General features: G+C 34.6%; 12 protein-coding genes, 1 pseudogene and 1 other annotated feature. Of the genes and pseudogenes, 8 read left to right on the top strand and 5 right to left on the bottom strand.

Translation table 11 applies throughout. The annotated features are described in order from the left end of the window. Window positions 1-10: 10 nt before the first annotated feature. From ACE38V_RS10505 to ACE38V_RS10495, 3 genes are all read right to left on the bottom strand, one after another. The gene (locus tag ACE38V_RS10505; protein WP_375841210.1) at window positions 11-919 is read right to left on the bottom strand and encodes an electron transfer flavoprotein subunit alpha/FixB family protein; all 909 of its coding nucleotides are present in this window, start codon (window positions 917-919) and stop codon (window positions 11-13) included. A gap of 20 nt (window positions 920-939) precedes the next feature. Further along, window positions 940-1,713, bottom strand: a complete 774-nt coding sequence (locus ACE38V_RS10500) for an electron transfer flavoprotein subunit beta/FixA family protein (protein WP_375841209.1) — start codon at window positions 1,711-1,713, stop codon at window positions 940-942. A 75-nt stretch (window positions 1,714-1,788) separates the two neighbouring features. Continuing rightward, window positions 1,789-2,928, bottom strand: a complete 1,140-nt coding sequence (locus ACE38V_RS10495) for an acyl-CoA dehydrogenase (RefSeq protein ID WP_375841208.1) — start codon at window positions 2,926-2,928, stop codon at window positions 1,789-1,791. 480 nt (window positions 2,929-3,408) lie between these two features. On the opposite strand from ACE38V_RS10495, the gene ACE38V_RS10490 reads away from it, so the two are divergent. The 8 genes and pseudogenes from ACE38V_RS10490 (at window position 3,409) to tyrS (ending at window position 13,507) form a co-directional block, all read left to right on the top strand. Beyond that, complete coding sequence (locus ACE38V_RS10490; RefSeq protein WP_375841207.1) at window positions 3,409-4,068, top strand: 3-oxoacid CoA-transferase subunit B; 660 nt, start codon at window positions 3,409-3,411, stop codon at window positions 4,066-4,068. 1 nt (window position 4,069) lies between these two features. Continuing rightward, window positions 4,070-4,798, top strand: a complete 729-nt coding sequence (locus ACE38V_RS10485; RefSeq protein ID WP_375841206.1) for a CoA transferase subunit A — start codon at window positions 4,070-4,072, stop codon at window positions 4,796-4,798. 540 nt (window positions 4,799-5,338) lie between these two features. Continuing rightward, entirely contained in the window at window positions 5,339-6,877 is a 1,539-nt protein-coding gene (locus tag ACE38V_RS10480; protein WP_375841205.1) for a class I adenylate-forming enzyme family protein, read from the top strand. A gap of 58 nt (window positions 6,878-6,935) precedes the next feature. Continuing rightward, window positions 6,936-7,694 carry a helix-turn-helix domain-containing protein gene (locus tag ACE38V_RS10475; RefSeq protein WP_375841204.1) on the top strand — a complete coding sequence of 253 codons (759 nt, stop codon included), beginning with the start codon at window positions 6,936-6,938 and terminating at the stop codon, window positions 7,692-7,694. Between the two features lie 481 nt (window positions 7,695-8,175). Continuing rightward, the gene (locus ACE38V_RS10470) at window positions 8,176-9,102 is read left to right on the top strand and encodes a LysR family transcriptional regulator (RefSeq protein WP_375841203.1); all 927 of its coding nucleotides are present in this window, start codon (window positions 8,176-8,178) and stop codon (window positions 9,100-9,102) included. Window positions 9,103-10,285: 1,183 nt separating this feature from the next. Then, window positions 10,286-10,893, top strand: a pseudogene (locus ACE38V_RS10465) (transglutaminase-like domain-containing protein). A 155-nt stretch (window positions 10,894-11,048) separates the two neighbouring features. After that, window positions 11,049-11,831, top strand: coding sequence for an IclR family transcriptional regulator (locus ACE38V_RS10460; protein ID WP_375841202.1), 783 nt, complete (start codon window positions 11,049-11,051; stop codon window positions 11,829-11,831). A gap of 131 nt (window positions 11,832-11,962) precedes the next feature. Then, window positions 11,963-12,190, top strand: a binding site (T-box leader). Between the two features lie 51 nt (window positions 12,191-12,241). Beyond that, the gene (gene tyrS / locus ACE38V_RS10455) at window positions 12,242-13,507 is read left to right on the top strand and encodes a tyrosine--tRNA ligase (RefSeq protein ID WP_375841201.1); all 1,266 of its coding nucleotides are present in this window, start codon (window positions 12,242-12,244) and stop codon (window positions 13,505-13,507) included. A 165-nt stretch (window positions 13,508-13,672) separates the two neighbouring features. On the opposite strand, the gene nhaC is transcribed toward tyrS, so the two are convergent. After that, window positions 13,673-15,055 carry a Na+/H+ antiporter NhaC gene (nhaC, locus tag ACE38V_RS10450; protein WP_375841200.1) on the bottom strand — a complete coding sequence of 461 codons (1,383 nt, stop codon included), beginning with the start codon at window positions 15,053-15,055 and terminating at the stop codon, window positions 13,673-13,675. 439 nt (window positions 15,056-15,494) lie between these two features. Next, a complete protein-coding gene (gene tdc / locus ACE38V_RS10445; protein ID WP_375841199.1) occupies window positions 15,495-17,414 on the bottom strand; it encodes a tyrosine decarboxylase in 1,920 nt (639 codons plus the stop codon). Window positions 17,415-17,464: the final 50 nt, after the last annotated feature.

The following is a 17,464-nucleotide window of genomic DNA, read 5'->3' as shown; positions in this document are numbered from 1 at the left end:
GTAAGCCTCCTTAAACATTAAGCTTTTGTAATAGAGCAGGTAAAATTTCATACACATCTCCAATTAGCGCATAGTCTGCAGCCTCTACAATCGGAGCATTTTCATTTTTATCAATCGCAATAATTGTTTTTGAATCGCGTATACCCGCAACGTGTTGAATTTGGCCCGATACACCTAGTCCTATATAAAGTTTCGGTTTTACTGCCTGCCCAGAAATACCGATATATGATTCCTCCGACATCCAATGTAAATCCTCGGCAATTGGCCGAGTACATCCTACTTTCCCTCTAAGAGCTTTGGCTAAACGATTGACCATTTCAATATCTTCTTGTTTAGCAATTCCTCTACCTATACAGACCACAACATCTGCAGCGGATAAATTAACCGTTCCTTGATTTTTTCGAAGTTCTATAACTCTGCACGAGTCTTCAGCACCAGATATCAATTCGGTATCCACTGCAGGACTTTCTTGAAGAATTTCCACTGTTTTTGGTGCCATCGTTGCCATAAATGGGGAAGACTGTGATGTTTCTTTCGCAATGCAGAGACCGCCGAATATATAACGTTCTGCTGAAATTCCATCTTCTTTAACAATCCGAATACACTCGGTTGACAGAGCAGTATCAAGAGCTGCGGCAATACGTGCAGCGATTTCTTTGGACCGCTTTGTAGAACCTAATAGAATAGCGGTAGGTTGATGTATCTTAGCCTTCTCAACGAGTACATTTACACAAGCTTCAGGACGATTCATCACCTGAAATTGAAAGACCTTGTCTGCTCCATGTATAGCCGCCTGCTCAGCACCTTCTACTGTAAAAGACCATGCAATTATTTCTTCTCCTTGTGAAAAATTTTTCGCATGAGCGATCAGCTCAAGAATTGAAGACGTGGTTTCGGAAATAACCCATATTTCTGACATCGTATTCCTCCTTTCCTAACTTAACAAAAGCCTTCTCTTTTTAAAACATCGACAGTTTTAGAAACGATGTCCTGTACTTCTCCCTGGAATTTGATATTCTTACGCTCCATAACTGTACCAACCACTTGTTTCCGACATAATTTATTTATTCGGTCCGTTTCAACAATTCCAAAACTCTCTGTAGTCAATTCTTCAACAGGTTTTTTCTTAGAAGCTAAAATCTGTTTTAAACTAGGTATTCTTGGTTCGTTGATTTCGGGAAGCACAGTAATCACTGCTGGCAAACTGGCTTCAACCACTTCAATTCCTTCATCAACTTTACGTTCAGCATGTAGGACTCCATTGGAAATGGTAACTTTATTTACAAATGTAATAACTGGTAATCCAAGGAGTTGAGCAATCCGTGGACCAACCTGTTGTGCATATTCATCACTTGAACCTTCTCCACAAATCACAAGATCAATATCTTTAACATGTTGGACAGCAGCGGCCAAAATTTTTGCTGTAACGTTTGAATCAGCCTGTTCCATTACTGGATCTTTTACATAAACAGCACGTTCTGGCCCCCTTGACAAAGCTTCTTTTAGGGAATTTTTGACTTGATCTGCACCAACTGTTAAAGCAATAACTTCTCCACCTTGGTCTTCTACTAATTGCACTCCACATTCGATTGCGTTCTTGTCATATTCACTGATTTTATATTTTGCACGTTCCTTTAGCAACGAATGGGAAGTTGGATCAATTTGAAGATCTGCTTCGTCAAGTACCCATTTGTAACAAGAAATAATTTTCAATTACAACACTCCTTTCTGCAGTAGGTGAACAGCTTGAAAACTATCCGTCTTCTTAGCAATTGCTGCAAATACTTTTTAGCGAAGGTACTTACCTGCAATAACCATGCGTTGTACTTCAGATGTACCTTCATAAATTTCTGTTATTTTTGCATCACGATATGCTCTTTCAACCGGGTAGTTTTCTGTATATCCGTATCCTCCGTGAATCTGAACTGCTTTACTTGTGACACGAGTACACATTTCTGCTGCGAACAGTTTCGCCATGGCAGCTTCCTTTGAGAAAGGGAGACCTTGGTCTTTAGTCCATGCTGCACGATAAACAAGGAAGCGTGCTGCATCGATTTCTGTTGCCATATCCGCAATCATCCATTGGATAGCTTGTTTTGTTGCAATCGGCTTTCCAAATTGAACACGTTCTTTTGCAAATTTTATTGCTGCATCCAATGCACCTTCAGCAATACCAAGTGCTTGTGCTGCAATACCAATACGGCCACCATCAAGTGTCATCATTCCTATTTTGAAGCCTTCCCCTTCCTTACCAAGGAGATTTTCTTTAGGAATACGGCAATCATTAAAGTATAATGGTGTGGTACTAGAAGCTTTAATTCCGCACTTACGTTCTTTTTCGCCAACAGAGAATCCGGGTGTATTTTTTTCAACGATGAATACTGACATTCCCTTGGCGCCCTTTGAAGGATCAGTCAAAGCTGTAACAATATAAACATCTGCATACCCACCGTTAGTGATAAAAATTTTCGATCCATTTAATACATAGTTATTTCCTTCCAAAACAGCTGTGGTTTTCCCTGAGCCTGCATCGGTTCCTGCACTTGGCTCAGTCATTGCAAAGGCAGCAAGATATTCTCCACTTGCAAGTTTTTTAAGATACTTTTCTTTTTGTTCCGGTGTTCCCCATTGATAAATTGGCCAAGTGCCAAGTGAGGTATGTCCAGACAATATAACAGAAGTACTTGCACATGCTTTGGAAATTTCTTCAATTACTAATGTATAACTTAGATAATCAGAGCCGGCACCACCATATTCTTCTGGATATGGAATTCCCATTAAATTTAAATCTTTCATTTTTGGAAGAAGTTCTTCTGGAAATCTATGATTTCGATCGATTTCAGCAGCGATTGGTGCCACTTCTTTTTCTGCAAACTCTCTTGCCATAGACTGGATCATTTTTTGTTCTTCTGTAAGCTCAAAAAACATGTTATTAACCTCCTTGAAATACATTGATTTAAAAATGTGGTTGTAAACTGCCGTTCTTCTCTATTATTTTCGTTTGTTATACTAATGGCCATGACAACGAATAACATTTTACTACGTGTATTCTTTCACTAAACCATTATTCTCCACCTGATTACATTTTCATCACCATTTCCCATTTGGTTAATTTTTTCCCTAGCTAAAGGATGATTTCATTTTAACGCCAGAACAGAAGGAAGGATAATACATAAAAATCATGATGTAATAACTTGTGGTTATATCTCTTTTTGTCGTTTTTTTGTTCCTTTCATATAACTTTTAATTGTTTTTCCATAACCTTTATGTATTATCTTTTTTTTTTCATCAGAACTATAATTTCTGTATCAAGCGCTTGATGTAAACAAATATGTAAGATGGTACAGAAATAAGAAAATGAATTTCAAGTAAAAAATCCGGTAATTAGAATAGGAGGACTAATCTAAAATGCATACCAGAGAATTAATTGCTGCACGTGCTGCCAAGGAACTAGGTAATGGACAAGTTGTAAATCTAGGTTTTGGGATGCCTACGTTGTGCGCCAATTATGTCCCAGAAGGTGTAAAAGTGATCCTTCAGTCAGAAAATGGAATGCTAAATTTCGGGGGCACTCCTGAACATGGTTTAGATGACTGTGACTTGGCCAATTCTGGAGCAGAACCGATTACAGCTCTTCCCGGAAGTTCTTATTTCAATATTGCAGACTCTTTCTGTATGATCAGGGGGGGGCATGTTGATGTAAGTATCTTAGGTGCGTTAGAAGTGGATCAGGAAGGGAATATAGCTAACTGGCTTGTACCAGGCAAAATTATCCCTGGCATGGGTGGTGCGATGGACCTTTTGGTCGGAGCCAATCGTGTGATCGTAACGATGGAGCATAATGCGAAAGATGGCTCTTCCAAAATCAGAAAACTGTGCAGCCTTCCTTTTTCTGCAAAAGGAGTAGTCGACCGCATCATTACGGAAAAAGCAGTATTTGATGTTACGGAGCAAGGTCTGGTACTTAAGGAAATTGCTGAGACCACTTCCGTTGATGAATTGCGTAAACTGACAGAAGCAGAATTTGTTGTGGCAGAAGATATCAAGCCCTTAGTGGAGGTGAACTAACATGGCGAATGTTTTCGATAAAGTGATTACACTGGACGAAGCGATTGACCACATTGAAAATGGGATGTCCATCATGATTGGTGGTTTCCTCGGCGTCGGTGCTCCGCTGAAGCTGATCGATAAGCTAGTTGAAAGTGGCAAGAAGGATCTAACCCTTATTACTACCGTTTGTTCTTATCCTGGGGGTGGATTTGACCTTGGTAAATTGGTCGAGAACCATCAAGTGCGCAAAATCATATCATCACACACCGGCACCACTCCTGCCATTAGAAAGCTTTATCTGTCCGGAGAATTAGAACTGGAATGGTTTCCAATGGGAACTTTGGCAGAAAAAATCCGCTGTGGCGGCGGCGGTTTAGGGGGAGTCCTGACCCCAGTTGGCGTAGGAACTTTAGTGGAGAAAGGCAAGGAAAAGACTCAAGTGAATGGCAAGGAATATTTACTAGAGACTCCTCTGCGTGCAGATGTAGCCTTGATTGATGGCTTCCGTGCGGATAAAATGGGAAATATTGAATACAGAATGACAGGCATAACAATGAATCCAATCATGGCTATGGCAGCGGATTATGTTATCGCTGAAGTGAATGAGATTGTGGAAACCGGCCAAGTGGATCCTAATCGTGTCGGAACACCACTTATTTATGTTAATTCTGTGGTTCAAGGGTATACTCTCGATGAGAGAGAAAAAGTATTTGATGATTTATGGGTAAGAGACCATAAGATTTCTTAAGGTAGTGGATTCTAGCGTTGACTAAATATACTTAAAATGATCATTTCGTTGATATTCTAAGGCTCTATAATAGTTTATTAGACGATTTGAAATCCATTTTAGAGGATGAACGAATCTTAAAATGATCATCTGCTTTCGCTTTTTCTGATTATTTTTTAAGGAATCTATTAAGAAGATCGGTCATCCTCTTGAGGTACATAGCCGACAATAATTCATTCCGCCTCACTCTTGCTTTTTGTTCATAAAAACATGCAAATCTCTCAGATTGGAGAATCTGTCACGAACTTTTTTAGCGTATTTGGGCATGGTCCAGTTAGCGCAAGTTTCAAACATAGATTCTCCTTTCCATTTTTATATTCTTTTTCACCCACCTCACCCATCTCTTATCCCTCGATAATTATTATTTTTGAAAAAATCCAAAGTCAAAATATTCCCCTTTATTGGGATATGTTTTTTAAAAAAATTGTGAAATAAAAATAAACCTATTGAAAAAGGGGCAAAAATCATTTTAAGTGTAAGTAGTAGAAGGAGATGATTCACTTGAATTTATACCAACTATTCTTGTTTTCAGTTGACCGCACCCCCGATAACCCAGTGATTATTCAAGACGATAGAATGTATACTTATGCTCAACTATCAAAAGAAGTAGATCGTGTTGCATCTTCATTATATAGACTTGGATTAAAGAACGGGGACCGGGTAATGATCCTTTTAAAAAACAGGATCGAGACAGTGATTCTTTTTTGGGCTATTCAAAAATTAGGAGCCATATTCGCTCCGATTAATCTACATTCCTCAACTGAGGAGATCCTCTATTGTGTAAATGATCTCGAAACAAAATTCATAATATTTGAAAATGCGAGTAAACTCCTTCTTAAAAAACAAAAATTTAAAGAGCGGCCGTTATTAATCGGATTGGAAGAATCATTAGGCGATCTGAATTACGATGAATTAGTTAAACAAGGTATCACAAAAGTAGAGCCCTATCCCGCACAGGATGAAGATATTGGGGTTATTTTATATACATCAGGGACTTCCGGCAAGCCCAAAGGAGTCCCTCGTTCGCATAAAAATGAATATACTTCTTCTATGGCTCATATTTTCCAGTGCGGTTATCAAAGGTTTGAGAGGACGCTTGGAATTCCAACTTTATCACATACGATAGGGATACGTTCTCTTTTAACTATGACACTTGTTAACGGAGTTTATATTCCTTTCCCGGAATTTGATGCTTACAAAGCCATTAAAATGATTTCGGATAAGAAGATTAGTTGTCTTTTCTTGACCCCGACTATGTACCATGATATTGTCACACACCCTTATGCAAACAGAACAGACTTTTTAACAATACATTCGATTGTATACTCTGGAGGTCCAATGTCTGCGCATCTGATTGAAAAATGTTCAGAACTAATGTCCCCTAGTCTTTTTGTAAATCTATATGGAAGTACCGAAGTATATACTTTTAGTACCTGTCCGGATGTAAGAAGTAAACCTGGGAGTGCTGGAAAAGCGGGAATCCATAATCGCATCAAATTAGTTAAACTGAACAGTGACTTAAAAATTTCGTTTGATTGGCTGGACAAAAAGGGGGAAATTGGCGAAATCCTAGTTAATATGAGTTCGCTAGAGGCATTTAGGGGATATTGGAACAGGCCTGATGTAACCAAAAAAGTAATCAAAGATGGCTGGTACTTTACTGGTGATGTCGGGTATATTGATGATGAAGGGGATCTCTTTGTCGTGGGACGAATAGATGAAATGATCATCTCAAGCGGTGAAAATATTTACCCACAAGAAATTGAAAAAGTTCTAAGCCAACATACAAGTGTAAAAGAAGCAGTAGTAGTAGGAGAGGATGACGAAAGGTTGGGGCAAATTGTGACAGCTTTTATCGTCACTGATAACAAAGAATTAACCCCTCAGGCACTTGATTTCTTTTGTAAATCCAATAACCAGCTCCCAAATTACAAGAGACCGCGAAAATATATCTTTATTAAGGATATTCCTAAAAATTCTGCAGGAAAGATTTTACTCAGAGAACTAAAGGACGGACACTTTGCGGAAGAGAAATTTTGAAAGATCCAACAAAATTTTGAAAGGAAAGAAGGTGTTTTTTTTGAAAGGAGTCTTACTTGTGGACGATGATCAGGAAGCGAGGGAATCAATTCGATCCATCATTGAATATAGTCCCTATATGGATTTGGCTATATGGGAGGAAGAAACAGCAGATAAGGGCTTAGAAAGGATTAAGGAAATGCACCCTAGCTTTTTAATCACTGAATTGACTCTCCCAGATATGGATGGGCTGAAATTTGGAAAAAAAGCAAAAGAGATCGATCCTAGTCTTCCTGTCGTAGTGGTCTCTCACCTTCAAATATTCAAAACTGTCCAAACATGTATGAACGCTGGTTTTTCAGCTTATTTACTGAAACCGATTGCAAGTGGGGAACTCTTGCAGATCTTAGAGCGTTTACATACGGAACGACTTTTTCATAACTCTCTCCCTTTTTTGGATACTAATAAAGAAACAACACCAGCCAAATTAGAAACGGATTTGGGAAACCCTATCCTAGCCGCAATGGACTACATAAGAATAAATTATCAGAAACCGATTCATTTAAAAGAAGTAGCCAATCTTGTTTACCTCAGCCCATCTCATTTTAGCCGCTTATTTAAAGAGGTAACAGAGATAACCTTTGTTGAATTCTTAACTAATTACCGTTTGGAAAAATCGAAGCAACTCCTAAAAATCACCTCGATACCAATTGAAACGATTGCCAATCTGACAGGGTTTACCAGTGCCGCCTACTTTGCTACTAGTTTTAAACGAAAGGAAGGCCAATCACCAAGTGAATACAGACATATGTGCACTTTTTCAATGACCGATTCTTAGTAGAAGCGGTCTTTTTTTTGTCACTATCCTGTCAAAATTATCATAAAATAATAAAATTGAAGTGAAGATAATTTTAAAACACAATAAATTTTCCAAGCATTATACTGATATTGTAAGGATTTAAGAAACACTGATCATTATGCAAAAAAGGCTTTTTATGCACTGTTGCTTATTAAAAAAGAAAAAAAGCTAAAAAACCTCTTTTTTTATCGAGTAATGTGAAATAGTGAGCAAAATTTAAATGATGGATCTGTTTCCTAATTATGAAAACAACAGGAGGTGCAAAAGGCTTACAGAGATAAAACTGCCAGCCATGAAAATTTCCCCAAATTACATTATTTACGTCCTTAAAAATTCAATTTTTGAAATATCTTTGATCAAAGTAGACAAGCATCTATACCAGTTCAAGAAGCCAATTTCACAATTTTTTCTTACAGAACTCTGATACAAAGAAATAGATATTCAAAATGAGGTGTTCCTATTGAATATTCATCATCTAAGGTATTTTGTTAATGTTGCAAAAGAAAAAAGCTTTACAGTAGCATCACACAAATTACATGTATCTCAACCTGCATTAAGCAAGATGATTAAAAGTTTAGAAAGTGAACTTGGGGTATTATTGTTTGATCGTTCAGAGAAAACGATTAAATTAACAGATGCCGGAGATGTTTTTTTGTCACAGGCACTGAAAATTTTAGTGGAATTTGATTACTTACCGAGATCTGTTTATAATGTCGAAAATCTGAATAAAGGGCAGATAAGAGTTGGTATCCCACCTGTAATCGAAACTTGCTACTTTTCAAAAATAATTGCTGATTTTCACAGAACCTACCCCCACATTACCTTTACATTAATTGAGGATGGAGTAAATAGTGTTCAAGAAAAACTATTAGAAGGATTGCTTGATATTGCAGTTGTGGCTTTACCTATAGTTCATGACGCCTTTGATGTTTTTCCAGTAGTCCAAAATCGAAGCAATTTGATCGTTCATAAGGATCATCACTTGGCGAGCAAACCAAAGGTTAACATGAAAGATCTGAAAGACGAATCATTTAATATTTTAGATGATAAGTCTATGCTTAATGACCATATATTAAAGTCATGTAAGGAAGCTGGGTTTAATCCACATATTGATTTTATTAGTTCACAGTGGGATTTAATCGTTGAAATGGTTTCTCTTAACATGGGGATTTCTATACTTCCAGAACCGATTATAGAGCGATATAATTTTCCACTAATTAAAAGCATACCTATTGATAACATGATTTTCAACGAGAAAATTGTTCTAATTACCAAAAAAGGCGGATACACCTCATATGTTATGAAGGAGTTTATTCGTTTTGTTCAGAAGCAGTTTGGAGGTGAGCTTTTGCTAGAAAAAACTCATCTAAAAATTATAAATGGGTAAGTTAAAGATTTTTCATTTTGAAAGAGATCAAACTACAGAAATCATCTTCTTAAAACTTTTAGCCATGGCTTATATTCTGAACCAATACCTGTGCCATGACCTTCTTTAATCCACTTCTTAATTTTAGACGTTCTTTTTCTTTTAGACATAAAAACACCCCTTTAGACAATTAGATCTAAAGGGGAAAAGCTTCACAACTTTCTTTCAAATCTACAGCAGTTGTCAAGTGTTAAAAAAACCAGAAAACTAATTTTATTAATTAAAAATCTATACATGATAAAAGTGAAAAAAAGAATGTGTGGAACCGCCAGAAATCACCATGTAAAGAAAGTTGGAAACCGACTTTTTATGTGAAACTCTGAATCGTGTATATCGTAATTTCATAAGGCATTCCCTATTTAAGTAAATTCTTACCGATTCCCAATGCTATACTCAAAAAATCAGTGCATTGAAGGTAAGTGCCCTCCGAAATCACGATGCCTGTTTAAACAGTTTATATAGCTCAGCTCATACTTAATTAATTCTTTCATCTGACACCCTCTCGAATTCAATGTTTCTATTATTAAGGCAGTGGATTTTGCAAAAAGATTTGTTTATCGTAAGTGATTTTTGGAAATTTCGAATTTTTACCTATATATAAGTGATGATTATGATGAATTAGCAGCCAGTCTATTAAAGAGTTACTATAAAAAAGCACTGCATCAGTAGTACCTTTAATGAGAATGTTAGTAAAAACTTTCTTTTCAAGTAAAAGATTTTTATAAAACGCTTCAGTCAACAAAAAGAATCGAGATCAAGTACCACTGGCACCTCACTCAATTCTTTTAATTTCTCCTTTTTTTTTCACCACAATAGCATTTCACATAATTACAAAATCTTCAACATGCTCAGGATAGAATTCATAATTTCTTGAAAGTTATCTTAAAACAAAATATGCCGTTTGAGATAAAAAAATCTTTCAAGCATTCAACTCCTTTTTTTACACAGACTAAAGAACGAGTTGGAATATACGAGGACCGTATAATAAAAAAGAACCGGAAAAATTTAAAAGTGTTTCATATTGATATTTCTTATTAAGCTAAAGGGCAGGATAATTTAACAGTAAATATTTAAAACCACCTTATTTTGTTGTATAATAATTCTAATTTATACATAATTATGCACAATGAGGTGGATATAGTTAATGAAAATGATTTGTGAGTCTGAACAATTAGAAGATTATTTACTTGAATTTGATGAAGTTAATTTCTCTAATCCAATGATAAAAAAGAAAATTAAGGAACTTTTTAACTCAGCTCAATCAGAAATTGAAAAGGCAAAAATTGCTTATGAATTTGTTCGTGATGAAATATCTCATTCATGGGATATTCAAGGAAAACGAGTTACTTGTAAAGCATCAGAAGTAATAAAGTATAAAGAAGGAATTTGCTACGCAAAATCAAATTTATTAGCATCACTATTGCGTTCGCAAGGAATACCAACAGGTTTCTGTTATCAGCGATTGATGTTGTTTGATACCCCAGAAAAAGGATATTCCCTTCATGCTTTAAATGCTATTTATTTAAAACCTCTTAATAAATGGATTCGTTTAGATGCTCGTGGAAACAAAACTGGTGTTGATTCCCAATTTTCAATAGGTGAAGAAAAATTAGCCTTTTAGTTAATGAGAAATTTGATGAAAAGGACTATCCTGTTATTTATGTAAAGCCTAATCCAAAAACTTTAACTGTTTTAAAAGAGCATACAGATGCATTAAAAATGTATAAACATCATTTGCCTGAAAGTATATAGATCTGTAAGCGCTATTTAGTTTTAATATTCGCTTAATTCATAATTAAATAAATGATATAATAAAAATAACCATTTTATAATAAATTCGTTGGCCGTTAGTAGGTTGTATTATTTAAACTTTAACATTATAGTTTCTATCAATAGGAGCTGATCACATGTCAGAAAAATATTGGATGCGTTCGATTGAACGAGCAAATCTAGTTCTTAATTTAATAGCAAAGCATCCTGGAAAATACAGATTAATAGATATTTCAAAAGCTCTAGATATTAACAAAAGTTCAATGTTTTCATTGTTAAATACTCTTGAAATTTTAGGATGGGTTATTAAAGAAAAAGGGGATACTTATATCTTAGGTCCAGCTCTAGGTGCGTACGGTTCAGCTTATTTCCAAAATTTTAATTTACTACAATCGTTTAACATGGAAGCATTAAAAACAAGGGAAAATTTAAAGGAAAATATTCTATTGGGAGTTTTAAATGAAACCAATGTATTATTTTTAGCAAAACAAGAAAATGATTCAACTGTCCGAGTAGCAATTGAAGTAGGCATGCAATATCCAGCCCACGCAACAGCTACTGGGAAAATCCAATTGATTCAATACAATTATAATGAGTTGCAAGTCCTATATAAAGAAAAAGATCTGGTTAGGAAGACTCCTAATACAATAAAGACGATAGATGAGCTTTGGGAGCAGTTAGAAATTGCTAGAAAGTTAGGATATATTATTAGTGATCAAGAATGGGCAAAAGGTTGTTATTCTATTGCAGCCCCTGTATATAATCATAAAAATGAAATAATTTGTGGAGTCAACTGTACTCTATTAGAAGATAGTTGGTATGAAAAAAAAGACGAGGCCATTAGTGAAATTATTCATTTAGCTAAAAGGCTGTCTAATCATGCCGGATATATCGATAAGACAGAGCTACTTACTATATAATTATTTGATTTAATCATTTACTACTTTGCTAATATTGATATATAAAATTAAATTAATTTATTTTAATATAATAATTTATTATTACTTGACAAGCTTTGGTTGTTCTATTAGAATAATAGATAATTTAATATTATATAACAATGAAGGAGCGAAGTAGCAATTTGTCACTGTTACTTAGAAAGCTAAGGGTTGATGGAACTTAGCACAAACAAATTCGCAAATTACACTCTCGAGTTTCTTAGGTAATGCTAAGCGGACTAACAATCCGATATATATCGTAAATGAGCTGCATTAATATGTTTATGGTTACTGTTAATGCAAATTAGGGTGGTACCACGGTTAAAATAATCGTCCCTATGTCTATATGACATAGGGGCGTTTTTTTATATCATAAAAAGGAGTGAAAAGACATGAATATTATTGACGAATTAGAATGGAGAGGCGCAATTAACCAACAAACGGACGCCGAAGGGATACACAAACTAGTAGAAGAGAAATCAATATACTTATACTGTGGTATCGACCCAACCGGTGATAGCATGCATATTGGCCACTTATTACCTTTTGTTATGATGAAACGTTTCCAAATGCATGGCCACCATCCAGTTATTTTGATTGGAGGGGCAACAGGAACAATTGGGGATCCAAGTGGGCGCACAACAGAACGTCAATTACAAACATTAGAGACCGTTCAACATAATGTTGAAAAACTTACTAAACAAATGAACAAAATATTTAACTCTGATAACGCTCCTAATCCATTAATATTTGTAAATAACTATGATTGGACTCATAAGATCAATATAATTGATTTTTTACGCGATTACGGAAAACACTTTGGTGTTAATAGTATGTTAGCCAAAGATGTTGTGGCTAGTCGCTTGGATAAAGGTATATCTTTTACAGAGTTTTCATACCAAATCCTGCAATCCCTAGATTTCCACCATCTATTTAAAGAATTGGATGTACAAATGCAAATAGGCGGAAGTGATCAATGGGGCAATATTACAGCTGGAATTGATTTTATTCGTAAAAAAGAAGGTCCAGAAGCAAAAGCATTTGGAACAACCATCCCATTACTATTAAAGGCTGATGGAACCAAGTTTGGTAAGACCGCAGGCGGAGCTATTTGGTTAGATCCAGAAAAAACAACTCCATATGAGTTCTTCCAATTCTGGTTAAATACTGATGATCTAGATGTTATTAAATTTCTAAAGCTATTTACCTTCTTATCAAAAGAGGAAATTCATGATTTAGAAGTAAAAGTGAGAACTGAGCCTCATAAACGTTGGGCACAAAAGGTACTTGCGTTTGAAGTTACAAAGTTTGTACATGGAGAAGACGCATTAGACCAAGCATTAAAAATTTCAGACGCATTATTTAATGGAGACATTAAATCATTGACCGCAGATGAAATTGAGATAGGTTTTAAAAATATGCCTACATTCCATGCATCAAAGGAATCAAAAAATATTGTTGATTGGCTTGTAGATATAGGTCTTGAACCATCTAAACGTCAATCACGAGAAGATGTTAGTAACGGTGCCATTTCAATAAACGGTGATCGAGTTAATGATATCAATGCAGATATCACTATGGAAAGCTCCATAGGAGGAAGGTTTATTATCGTTCGTAAAGGTAAGAAAAACAACAATCTTGTAAGATTAACAGATTAATCAATTCTTTCTTTTGAATTTGCGATTAATATTTTTCGTCAATATTTTTTCTTTACACTAGAAAATACAAAAAGGTCGACAGAAATAATGTTAATATTTCTGCGGACCTTTTTGTAAAAGCTAAAAAAGTTTTTATTTAAAATAAAAAATAATATATTTCAATAATTATGATACTTTTTTTGTTGCCATATAATTGGCTTCCTTATTAGGAATAATAAAGCCGAGTATAATATTTAACACGAAGGCAACTATACAAGAAATAGCAAATGGAAAGTAATCCATGGTGGATATACCTAGAGCTCCTTTTATAAAGACACCACTAACACCCCAAGGAATAAGAGGGTTAATTGCTGCTCCAGCATTTGCTAAAACACTAGAAAGTTCCTTTGATTGCAGATTAATAGCGTCGTACTGCTTCTTAAATGCTCTACCTGGTAGTATCATTGATAAATATTGTTCCCCAACCATGACATTTACACCAATACAGGTTAATGTTGTAGTCAGAATCAGTTTACCTTTTGTATTAACAATATTGCGAATACTTTTTATAAGTGTGTCTATTACCTTTAATTCGACTAACAAGCCACCTAGAGATAAAGCTAGAAAGATAAGCGAAACAGACCACATCATACTTTGGATGCCGCCTCGGGTTAATAATGAATCGACACTTTTCACACCTGTTTTAGAAACATATCCGTCTTGAATCAAATTTGCAAGATCAAGAAAACTTAAATGTGGATTATTTAAATAAATAATACCTACAGAGACTGCGATGCTAACCAGTAAAGTTGGTATAGCTGGTACTTTTTTCCATGAAAAAATAAACATAACTAATAAAGGTAGTAATGTAACAATTGAAATATGAAAAGTTGAAGAGAGTGTATTTACTAATTGATTTATACCATCTCCTGTGGCAGTTGTATTAGAATGTCCAAAAAACATAAAAAATACTAAGGAAATAATAAAAGTAGGAATAGCAGTTTTCATCAAATTAGCAATATGTTCAAACATATCAATTTCTGCAAGTGCAGATGCTAGACTTGTTGTATCTGCTAACGGTGATACATTGTGCCCTAAATAAGCACCAGAAACGATGGCTCCTGCTGTTAAGGCTGGATCAAATCCCATTAATTGTCCCATACCGGAAAGTGCAATTCCTACAGTTGAAATTGTTGTAAATGAACTTACGACAATACCAACTATGAAACTAATTACAAATACTGATGGCAAGAATAGTTTTGGAGATAATATTTTAAATCCATATATCATAATTGTGGGTATTGTCCCACTTGCAATCCAAACGCTCACTAAGGCACCTATTAACATGAAAATAAAAATAGGAATTAACCCTGGTTTAATTCCATTTTCTATTCCTTTGTGAATAATATCCCAAGAAACACCCTTAATTTTTGCAAATATAAATATAATACCTATTATAATTAATATTGGAATTTGCGGAGGCAACTCAAATCCAATAATACAAATACCGAATATAGCCAATAGGACACTTAAAAGAAAAACACTTTCTTTCAATGTAATATTTTTCATATTTTTACCTTCTCTACTCTTTTAGTTATTTTCTTTTATTAGACACATCCCTTGAATTTAATTATTTTTTGAGGAAAAATAAATTATTCCTAGGATGTGTCCAATGATGTTTTTATGAACTCATTTTTACAAGGAAAGGTGCTATTTTAATAATTATTTATTTTTTCTTTACTTTTTTGGACACATCTTTCCGTAATCTAATAGCTTAATAGAGGTAAAATAAATTATTGTCGGATGTGTCCAATGATATTTTCTTAAACTTAATTCTTTACAAAGATGAACAATAAATTTTATTTGACATAAACCAATTCTTCTTGTTCATTCTTTTAGGACACATCCTTTTTTTATTTAATAACTTTTCAGAGGAAATTAATTATTTTTGGATGTGACCAATGATATTTTCTTAAACTTAATTCTTTACAAAGATAAACAACTATTTTTATTTGACATAAACCAATTCTTCTTCTTTTTCTTGTGATAATTCTTTGAACAAGCGTTTATACATTTCATCTTCTTGTTTATCACTATAGATTGCTTCTAACTTTTCTTGAATTGCTTTTTCTATTTTTGCTGCATATTCATCAAATACTTCTTTTTCACATGCATATGGTGATAAGGCACAAGCTCTAAGAATAGTTACTTTTTCTGTCTTATCCCACTCATATTTACTAAATCCAAGACTTTGAACAAATGGTAACGGACTATTTCCATAGTCATCAGTAGCAAAATCTGTATGAGAAGTCATAAAGCTATTATTATATAGCCCACCTTTAGCATAAGAAGCGTAATCATAAAATGCTTTATTGAATTCATTCATTTCTACTAAATTTGAGTTATCTTCTTCTTTAAACACATAGTCAACCATATTAAAATCAGGTTTGGTTAATGTATGACAAACAACTGTCTTTTCTCCAACTATGAATTTTTTGTTACTTAAGAAATTATAGAATCTGTATGCTCCTTCAATGCTTGCACCAATTAATTTTCCATATCCAGTAACATTTAAAGGTAATACTCTGTGAGCTGTCCAAATAGCTGCTGCAGTTGCACCGGCTTTAGAACCTTCAAGCATAAAAGCACCTAATAATGCAGGAATATCTGCACCTTTTTCAAATACATATGTTGCAAAGTAAGAAATCATATCACGCATTCTAATATCTTTAATAGCGATACCGCCTGCTGAATACGGAATATATCCCATCTTATGAGGATCAATAGTAATTGAATCAGCTTCACTCATAGCTTTAAAAGAATTATAAATATCTTCTGTTAACCATTCATTTTTTTCTGTGAAAACATGATATTTTTCATAATATTGATCAAGCTTATCATAATCAATGAAATTACTATTTTCGTCTAAGAAAATAGAGCGTGCATAGCTTCCGTAAGCTGCATCAACATGAAGGTAAAAATTAATACCTTCTTTGGCTAATTTGTTTCGAAGTTCCACAATTTTATCAATGCGATCAACTTGTCCTTCTTCTGTGGTACCAACTACACCAACTACGCCAAGAATTGGAATATTTTTTTCAGTGAATTCGCGAATTTTAGCTTCTAATTTGTCAATATCCATTCGATAATGTTCATCAATATCAATTTGTTCAACATTTTCATGACCGATACCGACGATATCAGCAGCCTTAATCCAGGAATAGTGCTTTGTTTGTGGAATTATCCATTTACCTAATTTTTGGATATTCTTACCACTACGAGCAGAATGGGCTTTAATGTCCTCAATTTTTTCTGGAATTGCCGCAATAAGGTCTAAGGTTTCTTGAACGGACATATTCAATAATTCCCATTCACTCTTATCTTTAACTAAATCTGGTGCAACTTCTTTAATTGCAAATGGAATAGACTTCATATTACGTGCGTACCAAAGTCCTTCAATATTTCCAATTGTTCCATCAGCACAGATATGTCCCCAGCTTTTTCCTTCTGGATAGCTCATAAGTTTCGCAAAATCTAATCCAACTTCTTCTTCCATTTGGGATGTTCCTGGAGATGACTCATATGCTACGTTATTACCATTCCATAACATTCCATAAGTATAAGCAATAATTGCTGGAAGTAAGGTTTCTGAATTCATATGGCCCCAATAACGTAAAGAATGCCAAGGTACTGAGTTAGCTCGAATTTTTGTTGATAATTCATTCAATACATTATCTACTCTATCAATAGTTCCTTGGAAGCTTTCAGATCTCATATCTTTTGGTTTAATAATTGGTAAGTCTTCAGGTTGATAGTTTTTACGCCAACCAACGTGTTCATCTACTAATTTTGATAATGAATTTTTAAATAAATCAACATTCTCACCGTTACTTCCCAAAAATAGTGCTTTTAAATTTAAATCATCCATGTTCGGCTCTCCTTACTAAAAGTATGTTAAACATTTCACATTTTAAGTTA

The organism is Cytobacillus sp. Hz8, assembly GCF_042263505.1.
In the GTDB taxonomy this organism is placed as follows: domain Bacteria; phylum Bacillota; class Bacilli; order Bacillales; family Cytobacillaceae; genus Bacillus_BE.
Note: the sequence above shows the minus strand (reverse complement) of the source record. Positions and strands in the feature narration are given on the sequence as shown.